9 protein-coding genes are annotated in these 19,959 nt (G+C 36.1%); all 9 read right to left on the bottom strand.

Features of this window, described 5'->3' with window-relative positions; genetic code table 11:
• Nucleotides 1-155 precede the first annotated feature (155 nt).
• The 9 genes from EKM01_RS05095 to EKM01_RS05055 all read right to left on the bottom strand — a co-directional run bounded on the left by EKM01_RS05095 (nucleotide 156) and on the right by EKM01_RS05055 (nucleotide 19,932).
• The gene (locus EKM01_RS05095; RefSeq protein ID WP_126576234.1) at nucleotides 156-4,427 is read right to left on the bottom strand and encodes a T9SS type B sorting domain-containing protein; all 4,272 of its coding nucleotides are present in this window, start codon (nucleotides 4,425-4,427) and stop codon (nucleotides 156-158) included.
• A gap of 990 nt (nucleotides 4,428-5,417) precedes the next feature.
• A complete protein-coding gene (locus EKM01_RS05090) occupies nucleotides 5,418-6,353 on the bottom strand; it encodes a type IX secretion system membrane protein PorP/SprF (protein ID WP_126576235.1) in 936 nt (311 codons plus the stop codon).
• A complete protein-coding gene (locus EKM01_RS05085) occupies nucleotides 6,353-7,636 on the bottom strand; it encodes a gliding motility-associated C-terminal domain-containing protein (RefSeq protein WP_126767198.1) in 1,284 nt (427 codons plus the stop codon). Before EKM01_RS05085 ends, EKM01_RS05090 begins: the two co-directional genes overlap by 1 nt.
• A 174-nt stretch (nucleotides 7,637-7,810) precedes the next feature.
• Nucleotides 7,811-9,175, bottom strand: coding sequence for a TlpA disulfide reductase family protein (locus tag EKM01_RS05080; RefSeq protein ID WP_158615130.1), 1,365 nt, complete (start codon nucleotides 9,173-9,175; stop codon nucleotides 7,811-7,813).
• Nucleotides 9,176-10,069: 894 nt separating this feature from the next.
• Nucleotides 10,070-11,761: an FISUMP domain-containing protein gene (locus EKM01_RS05075; RefSeq protein WP_126742050.1), complete on the bottom strand. Its 1,692-nt coding sequence runs from the start codon at nucleotides 11,759-11,761 to the stop codon at nucleotides 10,070-10,072.
• A gap of 935 nt (nucleotides 11,762-12,696) precedes the next feature.
• Nucleotides 12,697-15,486: a hypothetical protein gene (locus EKM01_RS05070; protein WP_126767195.1), complete on the bottom strand. Its 2,790-nt coding sequence runs from the start codon at nucleotides 15,484-15,486 to the stop codon at nucleotides 12,697-12,699.
• Between the two features lie 310 nt (nucleotides 15,487-15,796).
• A complete protein-coding gene (locus tag EKM01_RS05065; RefSeq protein ID WP_126553195.1) occupies nucleotides 15,797-16,435 on the bottom strand; it encodes a hypothetical protein in 639 nt (212 codons plus the stop codon).
• A gap of 349 nt (nucleotides 16,436-16,784) precedes the next feature.
• Complete coding sequence (locus tag EKM01_RS05060) at nucleotides 16,785-18,671, bottom strand: hypothetical protein (RefSeq protein ID WP_126767192.1); 1,887 nt, start codon at nucleotides 18,669-18,671, stop codon at nucleotides 16,785-16,787.
• 673 nt (nucleotides 18,672-19,344) lie between these two features.
• Nucleotides 19,345-19,932, bottom strand: coding sequence for a hypothetical protein (locus EKM01_RS05055; protein ID WP_126553191.1), 588 nt, complete (start codon nucleotides 19,930-19,932; stop codon nucleotides 19,345-19,347).
• Between the last annotated feature and the right edge of the window lie 27 nt (nucleotides 19,933-19,959).

Below are 19,959 nucleotides of genomic sequence, written 5' to 3'. Positions count from 1 at the left end.
TTTTTTTAATCTATAGTGGACACTAGTGATTTTATGATAAAAATAAAATAACATGATATTAAAGATTGTATTGTTGCTTGTCTCTCTTGTATTGGAAATTATTGCAAAGTTAATCTTTCTATAATTTGAATTTGTCAATATATAAACGCGAAACTTTATCTTTTCAAAGAAAAATGTGATTTATACTCTTTAGAAACATTGTCTTCGGTATACGAGATAGAAAACCAGTAGTCATCTGCTGGGAGCGAATATCCCTTGAAAGTTCCGTCCCAACCGGAATCGTTCGGAAAAAGTTCTTTCAACAATTTTCCATATCGGTCAAAAATATATAATTTTAAGTTTTCTCCATTTGGTATTCCACTTATATTCCAAGTGTCGTTAAATCCATCTCCGTTTGGAGTAAAAAATTTAGGAGCATTTATGAGTTTGATTACAACTGGAATTGTAGCTCCACAACCTAGCGCATCACTTATGCTTATTTCATGAGTTCCAGGACTTACATTTGTAAATATATTGCTAGTTTGCGGAGAACTTCCATCTAATGAGTAAAGAAAATTACTTCCGTCACCCAAGCTTGGTATTGCATTTACGGTAATAGTTTGACTGTCTGTAAACCAGCCAGAAGTTGTCAAGGATATGGAAGCTGGAGGTGAAGACTCAATAACAGTGAATGGAACTGCATCCGATGTACAACCAAATATAGACAAATCGGTTACTGTTAATGTATACTTCCCTATTTGACTTGTTGAAAAATCAGAAGCAGTGCTTAACAAAGTACCATCTTCCGTTTTCCATTCAAACGCATATTGAGGGGCATTGTATCCACTTATACTATGTGAATTAGTAACTATACCAGTTTCAAAATCATGGCAAATAACAGTCACGTCAAGTACTGGATTTGGTTTTGACATAATGGTAATTACTATTGGTTTTTCATCCGGACAAATAACGGTTGATAGAATACCCTCTTCTGCATAAGCATAAATGGTTCTTGATGCTGTAATTAAATCGCCGGGAAATTTCTTTATATTGGTTTTGCCAGGCCCTCCTGATTGAGTGAAGTAGCTAGTTATTGGAGCTATAAATGGAGGTAATTCGTATGATTCACATCTTATTACAGGAGCAATAGCAGGAATTACAGGGCTATTGTAAATGGTAACCGTGAAATCATCTTCATCAAAACAGGCAATTCTATTATTCTCTTCTGCGTATATATATAATTTTGTCGTACTGGTTATCGGAGCGTAGGGAAGTGATAATTTTATACCTGCACCATGAGGACCATTGGTATCCGTATAGTAATCACCAGGACCAATTATTACCGGTAAATCATACGTATTGCATGCGTATTGATTTTGAATATTTACCACTTGATTTATCAAAAGTAATATACTATATTCAGAGATACAAGTATTTGGTGCAACTGCAGGAGCGTAAACATATATTGTTTTTGAAGATGAAATGGTGTAACCAGGAGGTAATATCGGATTTGTAGGCGAAGGACCTCCCGAAAATTCATAATATTCTCCATTTATTAAATCATCTAGTACATAATTTTCTCCACATTTTAGAACTTCTACCGGCCTTGCATCAATCAATGGTGAAGGACTAATGGTAATGAGAAACTTTTCTTCTAAATAACAAGTTTGAGTTACAGCCTTATCATAAAAATACATGGTTTGTGTAGTAGTGACAGGGAATCCTACAGGACACATCTTTCCAGTTCCTAAAGGGCCTGTAAAATAATTACCAGAATGTGCTACTGGCGGTAAATAATAGACATCACATTGAGGAGTTGTATCAATCATAATTGGTAATGGTACTGTGTTTATGGTAACCGTAAATGGTAAATCAGTAATACAACTTTCTTCGTTGACATAGTACCAAAGTGTCGTTGTTGCATCAATTGATGTTCCTGCAGCGACAAGTGAACCATCTCCTCCTGAATTGGTTCTATAATCACCAACTATTAATAAAGGTAAAATATAAGCAGAACAGGAATTAATATCCGATGGAGGATTAATAGCAGAAAGGCCAATATAAACTGTGAATGTTTTTTCAGAAGAAAAGGTCAAGAAATCTTTATAAACGTATATCGTCTTGGTCAAGTTAATAACAGTACCTGCTTCCATTATAGGAAGACCTTTATTTGGTCCCGAATAATAAATTCCTCCATTTGGATCACTAGGTAATGTGTATGAACTACAGCCAAATTGATTTGTATAATCCGGTAGTAGTGCGATTGGAATTATCGTTATGACAAAAGAAGTTTCTTTTATACATGGTGGTGTGACTGTATTGTCTTCAAACCTGACATATATGGTGTTTATTCCGGATGTATTAATAATTGTTCCAGCTGCTAATACCGTATTTCCTGGAGTAGTCGTACCACCACTCTGTGTGAAATATTTTCCATAAGGTAATCCTGGGAGTCTATATTCTGTCAAATATACAAATGATCTAGAGGTTATTTCATCCAAATCAACAACGGTAACTTTAAAAGAATCTTGATTCGAACAAATTCCAGATTGGTTAAAAACATAAATATCACTAGTGGCATCGATACTACTTCCAGCAAAAAGTTGTGTACCACTTCCATTTTTATCTGTCCAGTATTCAGCTCCCACATTTATTAATGTTGGCAAAGTATACGAAGTACAAACAAATACATCTTTTAAAATATCGACTAGCGGTAGTGGACTTACGGTAATTTGAAAACTGGTAACCACAAAACAGTTATCATTTGAAATATTTTGGAGCCTAGCCCATATTGTAGTACTAGAAGACAGTAAAATAGTACTACCGCCAGTATTTATTATATTTGTATTATTATTGGCTCCCGCAAAAGAGGAATGATAAGAGATTATATTGTAAGTGGTATTTTGCAATCCAAATATTGAAGATTTTTGTGGCGCTAAGTCGAAGTTTGCTTTTAGAGGTATATCCGTTATGTTTCTGGCGCATACCGTTATATTATCGGGAATAGTTGCAATTGTTGGAGGTGGAACAATCTGGAGTTGAAAAGAGCGTATTTCATAACATAATGTAGTAGGATTTTGTATTCTGACATAAATTTTTTTTCCGCTTTCAGAACTCAAAACAGTAAAAGGACTTGCAATTAGTTCAGTCCCAGCATTTGCATCTGCATTTGTAAGATGATAAGAGATAATTGTTCCAGCAGGTAAATCATCTAAAACACCAACTGCATTAGTTGATTTGTTATTGCCCGCTACTATAATAGAGGTATTTTTTGTTAAATCAAAATCATAAATAGCAGCTCCTGTATCACAGATGTAAATATTAGGGACAGTTGCAATAGCTCCGATAGTAGGATAAATTTTGATCGTTATTTCATCAGTTATTTCAGTGCAACCTGGCTCCTTGTAAGTGACACTAAAGGTATGATTCCCAGAACTTATTAACGGAGTAATAGTATTGAGATTTAAAATAGCTCCCGTTTGAGCTGGTGAAAAGGCAACTCCTTCTTTTTCCCATACAAATGTAGTTCCGGTTCCTAAACTGGCAGCAGATAATATTGGTAAAATGCTTCCGGGACAAATTGTACTTTTGTTAGCATCGGTATAGTCTAATCCCAAAACATTTTGTCCAATGTTAAGACTATTTGCTTTAATAAATATTGCAGAATCATAAGCCGTATTATTTCCACCATCAGCAATAACTAATTTAATACGGTAAATGTGGCTCGTGTTTAAACCAGTTGCTGAGGCTATCATCGGAATTGTTTGTCCATTGAAATTAATCGCAGGACCAAATCCACTGCCGTTAAAAGCTCCAAAATAGCTTGGATTTGCAGAAAGGCAATTGGTATTATAAGCATTATCTCTTATCGTTTCCACTGAAACAGGTATTGTGGTATTTGGTATTACAGCTAAATTTACATTTGAGCCACCAGCAGTAACATCTTTCAAAAGAAATGCAAATGCATCTGAGAAATTACATTGCGAAGTACCATACTCTTCCGAAGCAAAAAGAAAGGAGAAATCGAAATTTGGAGATTTTGGTTTGAAATCAAATTCAATATAACTCGCATTAACAGAGTTCATAGTTATTCCTGATTGTGATAGTAAATTAGCCTCTAAATCTGTATCACCAGTCCAAGCAGCATTTCCGTCGATTAAAATAGTGTTATTTGGACTTACAATTTTTGTAACATCACCGGTGGACAAAACAACACCATTAGAAAAGGGAAAATTAGCATTGGTGTTTTCAAAATATCCAATACCATTTGTTGAGCCATACTGCGAACCTGTTTTGTATTTAACGTTAGTTCCGGATACACAAGGAGAATTAATTAAAATTTGATTAATCAATTGTTCGACCGAATAATTAGTTGTGTTGATCGTTACTGATTGAGAAAAACAAGCGACATAACAGAATAAAAATAGTAGTGGTAGGAATTTTTTCATAAAAGGATTAATTGAATTTTGCGAATTTTAAATAAATTGGCAAAGAGCTAACAAATTATTATTTTTACAAATCGCTTGGTATCTAAGTAATAGTTAAAATTTAATGTCGTATTTTTTTTCAAAATTATTCAGTACAAAGTATAATTTTTCTTTGAGGCTTTGGTATTTCTTATAAGCATCAAAACTAACCGTTGATATTTTATTCTACGCCATAGAATTTCTATCAGGTTTAATTCTGAAGAATACGTTGGTGTCAACCTTACTGGTGTATTGACTACTATAATCTGTATTGAAAATTTAAGGCGCATCAGTCGGCACTCATTGTGTTGCTTACACTACAGTTCAAAACAAATCTTGTGTTCAAATCTATAATCGCAGTCAAATACATAAATCCTTTTGCAATAGGAATGTAGGTGGTATCTGTTGCCTATATCTGATTTTTATGCTAATAATATCGTTACAAACTATAATTTGAGACCAATAAAAAGCACATTAATAACTCGCTATATAAACACTATGTCACGACACTAAAGACCTGTCAAAAAACTCAAAACAATTATCATTATAAATACGTAAGTGGCGGTCATTTTTCAGATAAAATTGTATCATGAAGAAAAAAATGAGTATCAAAAATATTTTATTCTGTCCGATAATTGACTCGTTATTCTTTTTACCTTATGAACACAACAGCTTACAAAAAAACACTTAAAAATAAAATGAGCCTGACTTATTTATATTTTGAACACAAAAAATGCGTTTTCAAAATAAAAAAGACAGACTCAAAATAAAAAACAAATTTAATTCAAAAAACTTTAGGTCTTGTTAACTCATTAACTAACAAGTATTACATTAGTGAATTTAATTTTTAGGTAGAAAATAAAGAAAACTAAACTTTTAAAAAAATCTCAATGGTCCTATCAACCTACCCAACAAACACTAAACTAATTCATTCAATTTAATGTTAACGTAATCTCAATTAAAAAAAAGAACCTACATCGATGTCATTTGATTTTTAGAAAATAAATTAAACTTAATAAAAATTTCATGCGAAGCAGTATTATAATTGCGCATACTTCTTGTTTCTAAATCATATCCATACCCAATAAAAACTCTATTATTAATCTGAAACCCTACAAGACTATTTATGGTTCCACCAAAACGATATGACGTCCCGAAGGTGAATACATCATTGACTAAAAAAGTTGCTGATGCATACGTTTGCACGTGACCTTCTTGAACTATTTTAACCAGTAATGCCGGCTTAAATTTTAAATTATAATCTAACTCAAATAAATGATTCGCTGTAAGAAAAATATTCAAATTATCTGTAGCAATACTACTGCTACTTGCATTACTGGAGTATTTATCATAAAATTTTGTTGCCAACAGATTAGGAACAGATAAACCAATAGAAGTTTTGTCAGAATGCAGATACAAACCAACTCCAATATTTGGAGAAAATTTATTATCAATATTATTTTCAAAAACAGACTCTGTACCATCCTTTAAATACAACTTAGTAAAATCTACATTGAGTAAGTTAGCAGATGCTTTTAACCCAAAAGCTAACTTATAATTTGGATTCAATCTCAAACTGTAAGCAAAATCTACCGCTAAAGCACTCTGGACAGACGGACCTATCTGGTCATTCATTACAGATATTCCCAAGCCCACATTTTCATTTTTAGTAGCACCATTAAATGATAGCGCCATAGTCTCCGGAGCGCCAGCAACCCCTACCCACTGTGTACGATAAGAAGTAAATAAAGTATTCATCTCACTTGCTCCAGCAGCAGCAGGATTTATACCTATTGGATTGTATAAATATTGCGTATATCGCTCATTCTCTTGAGCATTTACGACAAAAATACCAATTAAAAATAAAAAAAAAGTAACCTTGTTTTTTATGTATGTAAAATTCATCATTACCTTAAATTTATATATAAATAATTCGATTTTTTAACCCTAAGTCCAGTAGATTCATTCAGATAATCAACAGTATAGAAATAAACCCCTAACGGTAAAATTGTATTGCTATTTTCATTTAAATATCCCTTAAAAACATTTCCTTTCGTATTGTATGAAGTGGTATCAAAAATAATTTTACCAAAACGATCAAAAACAGTTACTCTATTATCTGAGTGAGATTCTAAACCTTGAATTACCAGCTCGTCATTAACACCGTCACCATTAGGAGAAATACCAGGATGAGACAAAACTATATTTTCGGGCGCTACAATTGGCGCAACTCTTGCCAGGGTAAACACGCCGTAATTACCCAACGTCTGTGAAACGGTAACCACTTCTTTTTTAGAGAAATCCACTACCCCTCCTTCATCTATCCAGAGCTTTTTTACATTATCCCATCTCACAACATGAATATCTTCAACAGGATCAGCAAATACAGCGGAAGGAGTCGTTGCTTCATCCCATTTTAAAGTCACAAAAACATTACTGGTACCAGGATCCGTTCTCAAAATCACCCAATATTCAGTATTATCAATTAAACTCAATGAAGGATCTAAATTAGCCGCTAAGGGATCCACAGTATTTGGATTCTCAAAAACATATTTTGATACAAAAGCAGCATTTAATTCATTTGGAGCAGAAATAGTAGTTGGCCTGTATTTACCCCCACCCCCAATTGGATAACTAAACGCGGTATTTCCTTTCTTGATAACACCACCATTAACATAACTGACATCATCAGCATTTACTGCAGTTGCGCCTTTTTCAAAAGACAACTGATTAAGCCACCCCATACCCGAAGCCAAAGCCTCGTAATTAACAATCCCATTTTGAAAATCTGCCTTACCAAAAACATTCAATCCATTTGACATTTTAAAACCAGACTGCCCATTAAACTCCACATTATAAACAGCTGCTGTTTCTAATCCCGAAATTAACTGATCCTCAGATTTTTGTCCATGAAACCGTGTTATTCCAGAAGACAGACCAGGAGAAAATCCTACCTTACCATCATTCTTAAAGTCAGCATATACGAACAACTCCCCATCATTGATAAGCTCAGCCCCTAAATTATTTTTTAACGAATAAACCGTACTCAAAATTGTATTAGCCTTTACACTAACAACACCCATATTACTTGTAATACTTGCGTCGTTAACTGCAGACTGTGAAAGACACAAACAAGGTACCAATGCTATAAGAGACAACAGACTAACTCTACTTTTTTCTTTTTTTACCATAATCAATTAAGTATTAATTTCTATTTATATTATTTTCCTCCTACCTACTTTAAACAGATTCGAAACATATTAGTTCTCCCTTTATTAAAGTAAATATACCATCCTGCGCAACTCAAACAAGCCAAGAGGTTACAAGTGGTTCATCACACTATATAAGTGGTAAAACACCTCCTGTTATTTTGCTACATCCCGTTTATAACTTTCTAGAATAGCCTCCAGATGATCTGCCGATAATGGTTTTGCCATGATCTTTTGAGTACCATCCAACAAATACATTGTAGGTGTTGCAAACACGCAGTAATCCCGAACCGCCTGCCCATCCCAGGATTGATAATTGCAACTGGAAACCCAGGGGAAGTCTTTTGTGAAACTAGCAAAAGCAGTCTTGTCAGTATCCAGCGAAACAAAAACAACTTCTACCCCTTCCTTTTTCCATTTTTCATACAAAGGCTTCAGTTTAGGTAACTCCTCTGTACATTTTGCACACCAGCTCGCCCCAAAAACGACCAACTTATATTTTGATTTTATCGCTGATAATTTATCATATCCTTTCACCTCTTCCGGAAATACAATATCAGGTGCTATTTTACCTATTGCCATTTTACGGTATTGCTCAAACAAAGCCTGATGCTTTTCATCAATTTGACAACTGCTCTCGTCTAACATGGCCAGCGCCAAATGCTCTGCGGACGAAAACAAACTGCGTTTCTCTAACAGGTTAAATAAATTTTGACTCATATCCTGCAACAACAATGGCTTATCTTTCAAACTTTTAAGAGCCACATCAATACTTGCATTAAGATGCGTATTTAACGCATTCATATCAGCGCCTGCAAAACTTTCCATTAGCTGAACGTACCCCTCAAATAAATCTTTATATAAACCGGAATGCTCCATTCTTGCATCTCCAAAATCCAAAGCATTAAATTCTTTTTCGTTTTCCGGAAATCGATCCATATACCTGCTTGCCGTCAACGGCATATCTGAAATCAGTTTTCGCAATTTTATATAATATGCAGCATACGAATTCTTAGGAAGCACTTCTAAAAAAGCCCGAAACAATTGCTCCTGTACTTTTAATTCTTTTTGAAAAAATGCCTGACTAGAAGGCTCGAGTACATAAAGCGGAATTAAATAAATCAATCCGGCTTTTTTTCCTTCAATGTTTTGATACAATTGCAAGCCGCGAGACAAATCACTGTTCTCTGTAGAGTGCATAAACTTTAAGCTAGAAAAATCCTCAAGATTACCCCAATTAATTTCAAAATCCTCGTTATTCAATAATATAATAACACTTTTAGCCCCTTTAATTTCAAACAAAGCAGCCCCAACATAACTCGACGGATACACGAGCTTAAACTTACCCTGTGCATCTGTCTTAGCCGTAGCTAACTCACTATCACCTTCAACATTAAAACCCCTGATTATAATTTCTTTATCGACTGCCTGAGGTAAAAACCCCACAATAGTGCGTTGTGATTGCGCAATAGAAAAAGCGCTAACCGAAAGAAAAAAAAGAATAAAAGAAATTGTTCTCATTTGCATAGTAGTATATATATATCCCGTTTAAATCAATACAATACGTTTAATAAAAAATGCTTTTATAATTCGTAAAAAACATTAAAACAAAAAAATTGATGATTTCTAAGACAAAAATAAACCTAAACCAGACCAACTAGAATTATAAAATAAACAACTGATAGGTTATATAGAATAACTGATGCGGTATTTTAAATTACAGTAATCACCAGAGATTACGTTTTATGATAACTGAGTCAGCCCTGTCACAATCCTACCTCCCACGATGCAATTAAAACTCATCATTTTAGCGATCTGACTGAAAGACCTCAAGAGCCCCTTTATTTGCCGCAAATTACAGGCAATATTCGTACTGAAGCCAGTGGGGGGAATCTAAATAGTCTTGTTAAGTGTACAAAGGTACGTTCACCGTAAAAGCCTTCGAGTTCCCTCAGGGTGACACTTCTGTACCGTATCGCAAAAATGGGATAATGTCATTAAGTCAGGAATTCGTCGCTTCGAGTGTTTTGACTTGCAGGAATATGTTTGAAAGCAGAAATGTAATAAGTAAAAATGTGTCGAGAAGCCATTAAAGGCAGAGATTCACTAGGTTTTGACTTAATCCATTTGATTGCAGATTTACGAGACTAGTAAATTCGATACATAATTATTTACTATCACCATTCTACTGGATCTGCAAAATCTGCGGGAAAATTTTTAGCCCGCTGATTCAGCAATCATCACGCTACAATAAAAAAATCCCTTAGCAGGAAAAAAATCATGCTAAGGGAAAATCTATACCAATAGGTTTATACCCATTACAAACTTGATTTGACTTTTTTTATGGTCTTAAACCCCCTTTTTTTTCACAATACGGGTTAAAACTTTCTGCCCCAAGAACAGAAAATAAAAGCTTTAGTTTTTAATACAACGAACAGAATATCCATAAGCACGCCCACCATTAGCTTGAAGAACAGCAGAACCTGAAGCAATATTTAGAAAATATGCCGTAATACCACCACCCGAAGTGCTCGCAGTACTGGTACTAGTCCTATAAATTCCATTAGAACTTGTATTATATAGCGACCCACTAGAACTCATGCGTCCTCCTGGAGCCGGGAGCTTAAAGACAGAACTATAAGCTGTTGTACTATTCGTAATAGCAGTCTCAGCGGTAAACTCTGCGGAAGTAGGAATTCTATACTCTGAAGGACAGGGATTATTAACCCCGCTAATCCCTTGCCATAAATTATTATTTAAAGGAGAAACCCAGTCGTCACTTGAAAGTATAAAAGAGGCATTTCCAGGAGTGTCTGTTGTTGCCACTGTAGTTGTAGTTGCACTAGCAGTTCCTGCGGTACTAGAAGTCCAGGCAATACTGGCATGACCATCATTACCTCTACCCCATTGATACAAACACCCATAAGCGTAATTATCGTTGATAGCAGTTGCAACACGGCTAGCTCCTAAATTCCTGTCCATCCAAATCTTAGCTGTTGTGGGAGAAGTAACAGGTAAAAAAAAAGTTGAAGCTGTTCCATCACAAATTGCATTAGCTTCTAGAGCAATACTAACAGTACTGCTATATACAGGAGTTCCGGATACAACAGCATAAAACCTAAAAAAAACAGTACCACCACCAGAATTAACATAATTATTTACAGCAATATTCAATTTAGGATTAGCCGTAAAGGCATCCGCATTAAGTGCCGCAAAAGAGGTTCCAAAACCAAGCACCACCTTATTTGTTATTGGTGAACTAGTTCCACCGCTATAATAGCCATATTCGGTTATTGAAGATTGAGGTGTACCTGCATTAACAGTAAGTGTACCTGCAAACGTAGGATTTGCAGTCGTTCCTCTAGTAACTACTGGATCTGACATAACAGGATATGCATCACAACTAAAAACTATGGGATTACCATATTCAATGCCTGCGGCAGTCTTGGCATAGGTTCTAAAATAATAAGGACTTTTATTTGATGTTGTAGAGGTTAATGTAGGTATATTTACTGAAAATACAGTAGCAACCGTAGTCACAGTCGAACCCTGAGTTTTGTAAACAGGAACAGTAGCGGCACCCAGAGCATCCAGAAAGGGCAACGAAGCAAAGTCGGTTCCTATAATTTCTTTCCAAACAATTCCTGTTTCTGTTGGTAAATTACTAGACACTTCTTCCAATTTCCCACTGATTGTGGCAGAAGTAGCAGACACCCTTACAGGGGCAGGAGAGTTACTCGCGCTTGATATATTTCCGGTAGTGAGACTACAGGATGGAACAACTAATTTAATAGGAGCCCAGTAGGTACCCATATAAACACATAGCTGCCCCGATGCAGGCACTGTAGTACCATCACAATCCAAACACCATACCTGCAAACCTACAGGCGGAGTAGTAGCAATAGCATCACGTTGTTGTTTAGTCATGCGAGGGAGCAGAAAACCCTTGGTAGTACTCTCTACTTCAAGCGCCGCTTTATCATTGATTGTATAAGGATTTTCCCCAATCTTTAACAAGGTCACAAGCCCCTCCTGCGCAGAACTCGTTACTGCAAAACTTCCTATTATAAGAAGTAATGCTATTTTTTTTAATTGTTTATTATACATGTTCCGTATTAGTTACTGGATTTATTTATTTACGTGTTGGGTCCAATTCATTTTCGATTCGGATTTTTAGCACATTCGATTTTTTTATAAAATTATGTGTGGTTTATTAAAAAAAAAACATAGCAACATTAAAATGCTGATTTAAAAACAAAAATAACCTAAACCAAACCAACTAGAATTGTAAATAAACAACTGGTCTGTTACAACGGATAACTGATACGAAATTATAGATTACAGTGCATCGCCATTCCCCAAAACGGATCTCAACGCAACGACAGTGCAAAAATACTTTGCGTGTCCACAACAAGGAGACATCAAGTAAAAAATATTATTAGCTCATAACGCTCTTCAAGCAACGTCTCTTCGAGTGTTTTGACTTGCAGGATTGTGTTAGAAAGACCAAATTTCTTAAGTCAAAATGTATCGAGAAGCTATTTAGAGCTCAGATTCAGTGATTTTATAGTCCTTACTACTATTTCGAATTCTTGACCAATTATTTAAAAAATGTTAGCCACGACCCGAACGAACAGGCGAAGCAATTACACCAATTTTTACCGATTCTTTTAAAACTTACTCTGACAATCCGTTACTTGTACCAATGTTGAAAATGGTACATGGAGGACATGGATTTAAACGGATTAAAAACGGATTTTTTATATATAAATCAGTGTCATCCGTGTACGAGTATTTAATCGTTAGTCCGCTTAGCTTACGGTCCTAAAACTTAAAATAATCCATGGCCTACAGAACCCTTTTTTTACAAACACAAATCAGCTCCATCTGCGAAATATGCGGGGAAATTTTTAGTCCACTGATTCAGCAATCATCACGCTGCAATAAAAAAAATCCCTTAGCAGTAAATAAATCCTGCTAAGGGAAAATCTAAACTATAATTTGTAGTATAGTAAACAATGACTACACCTTGTACAACTGTATCATAACCCCGTTGGGATAAAGGAAACAGTATCACTGTAAGTAGTAACTCCCCTTGCAACAACATAATACCTAAAATAATTGGTAACATTAGGCGTAACGGTATAACTGCTTACAGGCAGATTTATAACGGGATTAGCCGTAAAGGTTTCTGCCGAAAGTGAACTATTAAGACCAGTAATAGTAGCAGCTGTAGAAAGCAGCACCTTATTTGTTGGCAGATTTGTTGTACTTACACAATAACCATACTCCGTTACTACATTTTGAGCTGTACCCGCATTAACGGTTAGTGTTCCTGCCAATGTAGGTTTTGTAGTTCCTGGGGTAACCGTTGGGATTGTAAATTTAGGAGGTGCAACATTAAAAATTACCGGATCTCCATAACCAACATTACCATTCAAACTAATTACATAGGCTCTGTAATAATAAGGATTAGCGTTTAAAACATAAGGAATACCGTTATAAGTAGATGGTGTCGTTACCTCTATTGATCCATTAACCGTACTCACTGTAGACGAAGTAGCACTCTTATAAACCGGGAGAGCAACAAGCCCTCTAGCTGGCAGCACAGGATATGCAGTAAAGTCATTTGTAATCTCTCTCCAGATAATTCCACTTTCTCTTATATTGACATCACTATCGCTACCCGGAAGAGTAAGCAAAGTTCCTTTTATAGTCGCCTTGCTTTCAGATACATAAACAGGTGCATTCGTAGGATCTGATCTTTTTCCTGTGGAAACTGTTGGTAAAAAACCCGTATTTTTGATACAGCGCACTGGAAGTCCAGTAGCGCGCCACTCAGCACCATTATTTTTATACCCATTATATAAAAGTATTTTTATACCATACGGATCCCCTCCCCAATCTAAAGTATAATATTGCGACTGCTGTTCATATCCCCCAGTAGAATTACCATTATAATCCACATTAGATGAAGCAACAAGCTTAAGCTTTACATAACCGTTGTTGGAATCCCCAGAACTGAAGTTACCAAAATCGGTAATAGCTTCATTGCTACTAGGTAATCTAAATCCTGAAGGGCATGGATTGTTAATATAATTCAAAGGAAAATCAGTCTTCGTTGCCATCCAGTCATAAGGACTACTTAAAGGAGTTATGAATTTATTATGCCCCGGAGTAAGTGTAGGGGATAATGTTGTAGTGGTGCCATTAGTAAGAACCCCTGTTCCACCCCAAGTAACATTGGCATGACCATCATTGCCTCGACCCCACTGAAACAAACACCCAAAACCCCTAATATCGCCAAAAGCCTCAGCAGCAGCAGTGGCTCCTAAATTCCTGTCCATCCAAATTCTTCCTGAGGGCCCAGTAACTTCAACAATTGGTGTTGGTGATGTTCCATCACAAACGGCCTTAGCCTCAGGCATTTTGCCTGTATCAAAAATCACTGCTGCTGGTAACCTATCAATACTACCAAAAGTATTTCCTACCAACGAGGTTTTTGGAGTACCGATCACCTTAAAATTAATAGTTTTATTTCCAAGAGGAGCTTCAAAAGTACCACTAGGACCATTGCTAGTACTCAAACCTGTTGTAGCACCACTTTTTGTGGCATTATAAAACTGAAAACCTAAATAACTCCCTGTCTTTTTAACATTAAAAACAACCGGAAAACTACAATCAGCAGACGCAGGCACACCTAAGTTAAGCGCTGGCGTCAAAGCCCCTACAGAAACATAGGTTGCTACTGCACTACCGCCCGTAACAGGATCTGCAGCAGCGTACCAGGAATATGGGGTAGCACTATACACAACTCGATCTACGTTTGCTACTGTAACAATTATATAATATTTAAAATAGTAAGTACCCACAGCAGGAACAAAAAATTTAGTTGTAGGAAGTGTTATCTTATAGTTTGCTGTAAAAGTATCACTTGAAAGATAGGTTTCCAAATTAGTAAGAGAAGTAGGTGTAGAAAGCACCCCTTTTGTATCTGCCGTTGCTGTTGTTGGTGATTCACCAGAATTTGTACTGCATATATAACCATACTCTTTTACTTTACCTAAAGGCGTTCCTGCATTTATAGTAAGCATTCCATCAAATACAGGCATCAAAGAGCTGCCGTTCTCAAACGTAACTGTTGGATTAGGAGGTGCAGTTGGCCAATTGCTCAAAACTATTGGATTCCCATAGTCAATACCTAAAGGTGTCTTTGCATAGGTATTAAAATAAAAGGGGCTCATCCAGGATGATAGAGTTGTTAAAGTAATGTTTCCTGATGTAAATGCACTACCTGCCGTAGTCACTGGCGTTGTAGTAGAGGTTTTTTTATAAACAGGGACAGAAGCGGTACCAGTAGCATCTAGATAAGGTAAGCTAGTAAAGTCATCATTTACAATCTCTTTCCAGACAAAACCAGTTTCAGTGGGCAAAGCCTGAGAAGGTTGAACCAAAACACCATTAATTGTAACAACATTCCAATCAGAAATTGTAGGAAAATTCGAGTCTGATTTTTTTCCGGTAGTCAGCGTACTCGTCGCGACACTTGAAGCAATAGTAGCCCAAGCAGTCCCCGTATAGATATAGGGTAATCCTGATGCACCATTACAATCGGTACACCAGATCTGTAAGCCCGCAACTGGGGATACAATATTATTACGTTGTAACCGAGTCATACGCGGTGGCAAAAACCCCTTGGTAGTACTCTCTACATCAAGCGCTGCATAGTCATTAATTGTATAGGGATTATTTCCCAGCTTTAGCAAAGTCTGAACATCAGTTGGTGCCTGCGCAACGGCGGTGCCTGCAAAACTTCCTATTATAAGAAGCAATGCAATTTTTTTAAATTGTTTATTATACATAATCCGTATCAGTTACTCTATTGATTAATTTATATAACCCGTTGGTTGTACTTTAATTTGTTTCCTTTTTTAACCACATAGAGCCATAGATTTCATTTATTTCGAAAGACATTTGACGCTACTTCAAGAAAACAACAGCGCTGTGAAACCAAAAATTGGGATATCCCTCCAACACTTTTTTCTATGTTTCTATGTGGTTTCATTTTTTATTTACGCGATGAATCGAAATTTTTATTCCTTGTATCCAACGGATTATTTATACCAAAATTAGGTATGCAAGCTATAACATCTTAGCATCACCATACCCAATACCATCAGCAGTCCTTACAAAAGTTCTCCAATAATAAATCGTTGAGGCATTTAAGCCATTTACTATTACTGATATATCTGGTAACACTCCTGGATAAATAATTTTTATATTAGGTGCAGTAGCTGCTCCTGTAGCCGCTACAAGAGTTGGCAAATCAGTATCTGAAGTGTACACTCTATATACAACCCCAGATTCAAGCGAACTATTACCAAATGTGTCTACTAATTTACCAGTAATGGTAGCAGTAGTATTTCCATTAGATTTAACAACACCTATTGTAGTCACAATAGGAATTGTTATCGTGGGTAGCGCAATCCAACTTGTACCTGTATAAACACAAAGCTGACCTACTACAGGACGTGCAGCATCTTTACAATTCGTACACCACAATTGTAATCCGGCAGGTGGAGCGGTAATCGCATCGCGTTTTTCCTTAGTCATGCGCGGTGGCAAAAAACCCTTGGTAATACTCTCTACCTCAAGTGCTGCTTTGGCATTGATCAGATAGGGATTCTTTCCCAGCTTTAACGCAGTCTGAGCAGAGACCGTTCCAGCGAAACTTCCTATCAAAAGAAGCAACACAATTTTTTTTAATTGTTTGTTATACATAATCAATATCAGTTACTCTATTTATACCCTACTTTTTTTATTCATACTATATGTAATCGCTATCCGGTGGTACCAGTATCCAGTTTCTTTCTTTACAATTACAATGTTGTTTTATTTTAAACAGCGTCTCTCTCGGTTGATGGCCACCACGAACAGGAAAATAAAGCGAATAAATTCTTACAAGCAATTGCCCCTCAAAAACCGTAAGACTCCTCTAGTCGATACACTTTGTGTACCGGAACCTAGAGACTTTATATTTTTCCTGCTGTAGTAACCCAAAGAGTAAACTTATTTTTTGTACTCGAAGGCCTTCCCTGCCCACTTAAGTTTTGCTTCTAATATCTAAAAATTAATCAATGATTATCCAATTAGTACCATCACATTGCACTTTGATAGTTTTGGCATAATTTAAAACAACAGTTGTTGTAACTCCCGATAATTTTAATGCTGGTGAAATAGTCAACGTATTTGTTGAATTATCATTTTTACGTATAAAAAATATCTTTCCGGTTAATGCAGTAGTAACAGTTGGCAAAGTTGCAGTCAAGCTAGCACTTGTAGTATCAAACAAAACAGTCGAATCTGCTGATGTAAGTTGAGGAGTACTAAGCGTTTGAATTCTTATAGACGGATTACTAGTAGCTGATTTCCATGCCGGAACAGCTGGAGTTCCTGTATTTACCTCTAATGCATTATTAGTTGTATTAAAAATAGTCAATCCTGTCGCTGGTGATGTACCATCAAGTGTTGTTCTCTGAACATCAGTCAATCGGGGTGGCAAGAAACCTTTTGTAGTCGAATTTATATCTAAGGCCGCTGTAGTACTTGATGAAATTCCACCTATACTAACTTGTGAAGTAGTGCTCCCTAAAGTAACTAAGTTTGCACCCGTACCTCCTGTACCAACATTAACCGTAGATACACCCGTTCCAGTTCCTATATTAGTAGTTTGAGCTGCAGTAGACGATCCTAAAGTGATAGGTCCCAGTCCTGCTGCATTCCCTATAACTATTGTTCCTGCTAGGTCTGCGGCTGGTGTTAACGTTAATGCTGCTGAACCGGACTTGATCGTTGTGGCACTCGTACTGGCATCACTCCCTAAAGAAACTGTTTTTGTCCCTGTTCCAGTACCAATATTTATAATTTGTGTTCCTGTACCTCCAAGGGTTATAGCTCCTGTGGTATTACCACCTCCTATACTAGTAGCATTTGTAGAAGCATTATTATTTAAATTTAATGCTGTTCCGCTGATACCAAGTGTACCCGTCATCGTTCCTCCTGCCAAAGGCAAATACGAATTAGATAAACCGGTCCATGCCGGAACAGCTGGAGTTCCTGTATTTACCTCTAATGCATTATTAGTTGTATTAAAAATAGTCAATCCTGTCGCTGGTGATGTACCATTAAGTGTTGTTCGCTGAACATCAGTCAATCGGGGTGGCAAGAAACCTTTGGTAATTGAATTTACCTCTAAGGCAGCACTAGAACTTGACGAGCCGTTTCCTACACTGATTCTTGAATTAGCCCCTCCTAATATAACTGTGTTTTCGTTAGTATCATTTGTAGCAATATAGGTCTTAGAGACACCTATACCATTTCCAATGAAAATATCAGATGTACTATTTCCCGTAGCTATATAGACTTTTTGTGGTTTAGTGGAAAATCCCAAACTAATTGCCCCTGTACCCGACTGAATAGTCGTAGCACTAGCATCATTTGTACTCCCTATAGTAACTGTTTTTACACTTGTACCAGTGGCTCCAGTACCAATATTTATCGCTTGAGTTGCTGTACCTCCAAGGGTGATAGTTCCTGTGCCAAGCCCACCTCCTATGGTAGTGGTATTTGTATTGTCAACAGCAGTATCCGTATTTAAAGTCAATGTTGCCCCATTAACACCTACAGCTCCCGTCATCGTTCCTCCTGCCAAAGGCAAATAGCCTTTCACTGAACTCCATACCGGTTGTAGTGTCGTTCCTGTATTTATCTCTAATGCAATAGTATCAATATTAAAAATAGTCAATCCTACAGCTGGAGTTATAATACCATTACGCTGAAGGGTCGTCATTCGGGGTGGTAAAAATCCTTTGGTTGTACTTTCTAGTTCGAAGACGGCACTTTTGGTTACGTTAAAAGGAGTACCTCCAATTTTCTGAACCGTTTGCGCCGATGCGTTGTTTATGCAGCAACAAATGAAAAGAAAAAATAAACCTATTTTTGTTATTTTTGAATACATAATAATATAGAGATTAAAAATTAAAATTAAGCAACCGAGAATGTTATTCAACAATTACTTAATTACCAATTTATTACATTGAGGGCTGGGGTAAAATTTTAATGATCTATTAATTTTTAAAATTAATATAGCATTGTACAATTGGAGAAATCACATTAATTGCTCCTTTTGTTGTTGTTGTTTGCATTCTATACCGTTATGGCAAATAAATTATTGTATGCTGCATTAAGAGACTATAAACCCATTCTAAGCATAATACATAAAGGCTATTAAAATAAATAAATAACCCACTAGCATTAATGCCCTAAAAAGTAATCATCAACATTCCTGTTTGTTCTGTCACTTTGAACCCTGATAGACAAATAATCATTCAAAATTCTTACTGTAATTTTTGGGTGAAAATTAATGTTAAAAAAAATGGTGTACTCCATTGATTTGATTAATTAGTAGCTGATTTTAAGTGTTTTATAGTCAGAATGGTATTCTTTATTAATGTTTATAGAGGGTTAAAATAAAATACCGCTATTCTTGAGGAATAGACCCCACCCGCTTTAAAAACGGATGAGGACCGTGACTTACCCCCCAAAAAAAGTATAAACGCAACCCTTGATTCAAATTGTTAGTTAGTTTTTGGGATAAACCCAGTTAACCTTAATTTCATAAATGAAAAATATTAATTAATAACATTCCATTTTGAACCGTCACTTTGAATTCTAACCGCCTTAGCATAGTTCAATTCACTAACCGCAGGATATTCTATATTAAAAACTAATGCTGGGACAAATTTTAATTTATTTTCTGATGCATCTATTTTAATGATGGTGAAAATTTTACCTTTGTTAGCAAGAACATCCGGTAATGTTACGGTTAGCCCTGCTGATGCAGCAGAAACATCAAACAAAACGGTAGCATCAGTACCAAGTACGGTATAATCAAGAACTTTTGCCAGAAGTGTAGTTGCAGTAACTGTAGCGGCACTCCACACTGGTAACGCTGTTGTTCCTGTATTCACTTGCAATAAATTATCAGTGATATTATAAATCGTTAATCCCGTTGCCGGGGTAGCAATAAGATCACGTTGTGCTGGTGTCATACGAGGAGGCAAAAAACCTTTTGTAGTACTCTCGATCTCCAGAGCGGCACTTTTTGTAAGAGCAAAAGGGTTTGCTCCTATCTTTTGAGAAACTTGTGCTGATGCCGTTGTAATTCCTGCAGCTGCGAATAATAAAATCGCTAATGCTTTTGTGTACTTGTTGTTCATAATGTGTTATTTATTAATTGTTATTTA

This window comes from Flavobacterium sp. RSP46, assembly GCF_003984825.1.
In the GTDB taxonomy this organism is placed as follows: Bacteria; Bacteroidota; Bacteroidia; order Flavobacteriales; family Flavobacteriaceae; genus Flavobacterium.
This window is presented reverse-complemented; position numbering and strand designations above follow the sequence as displayed.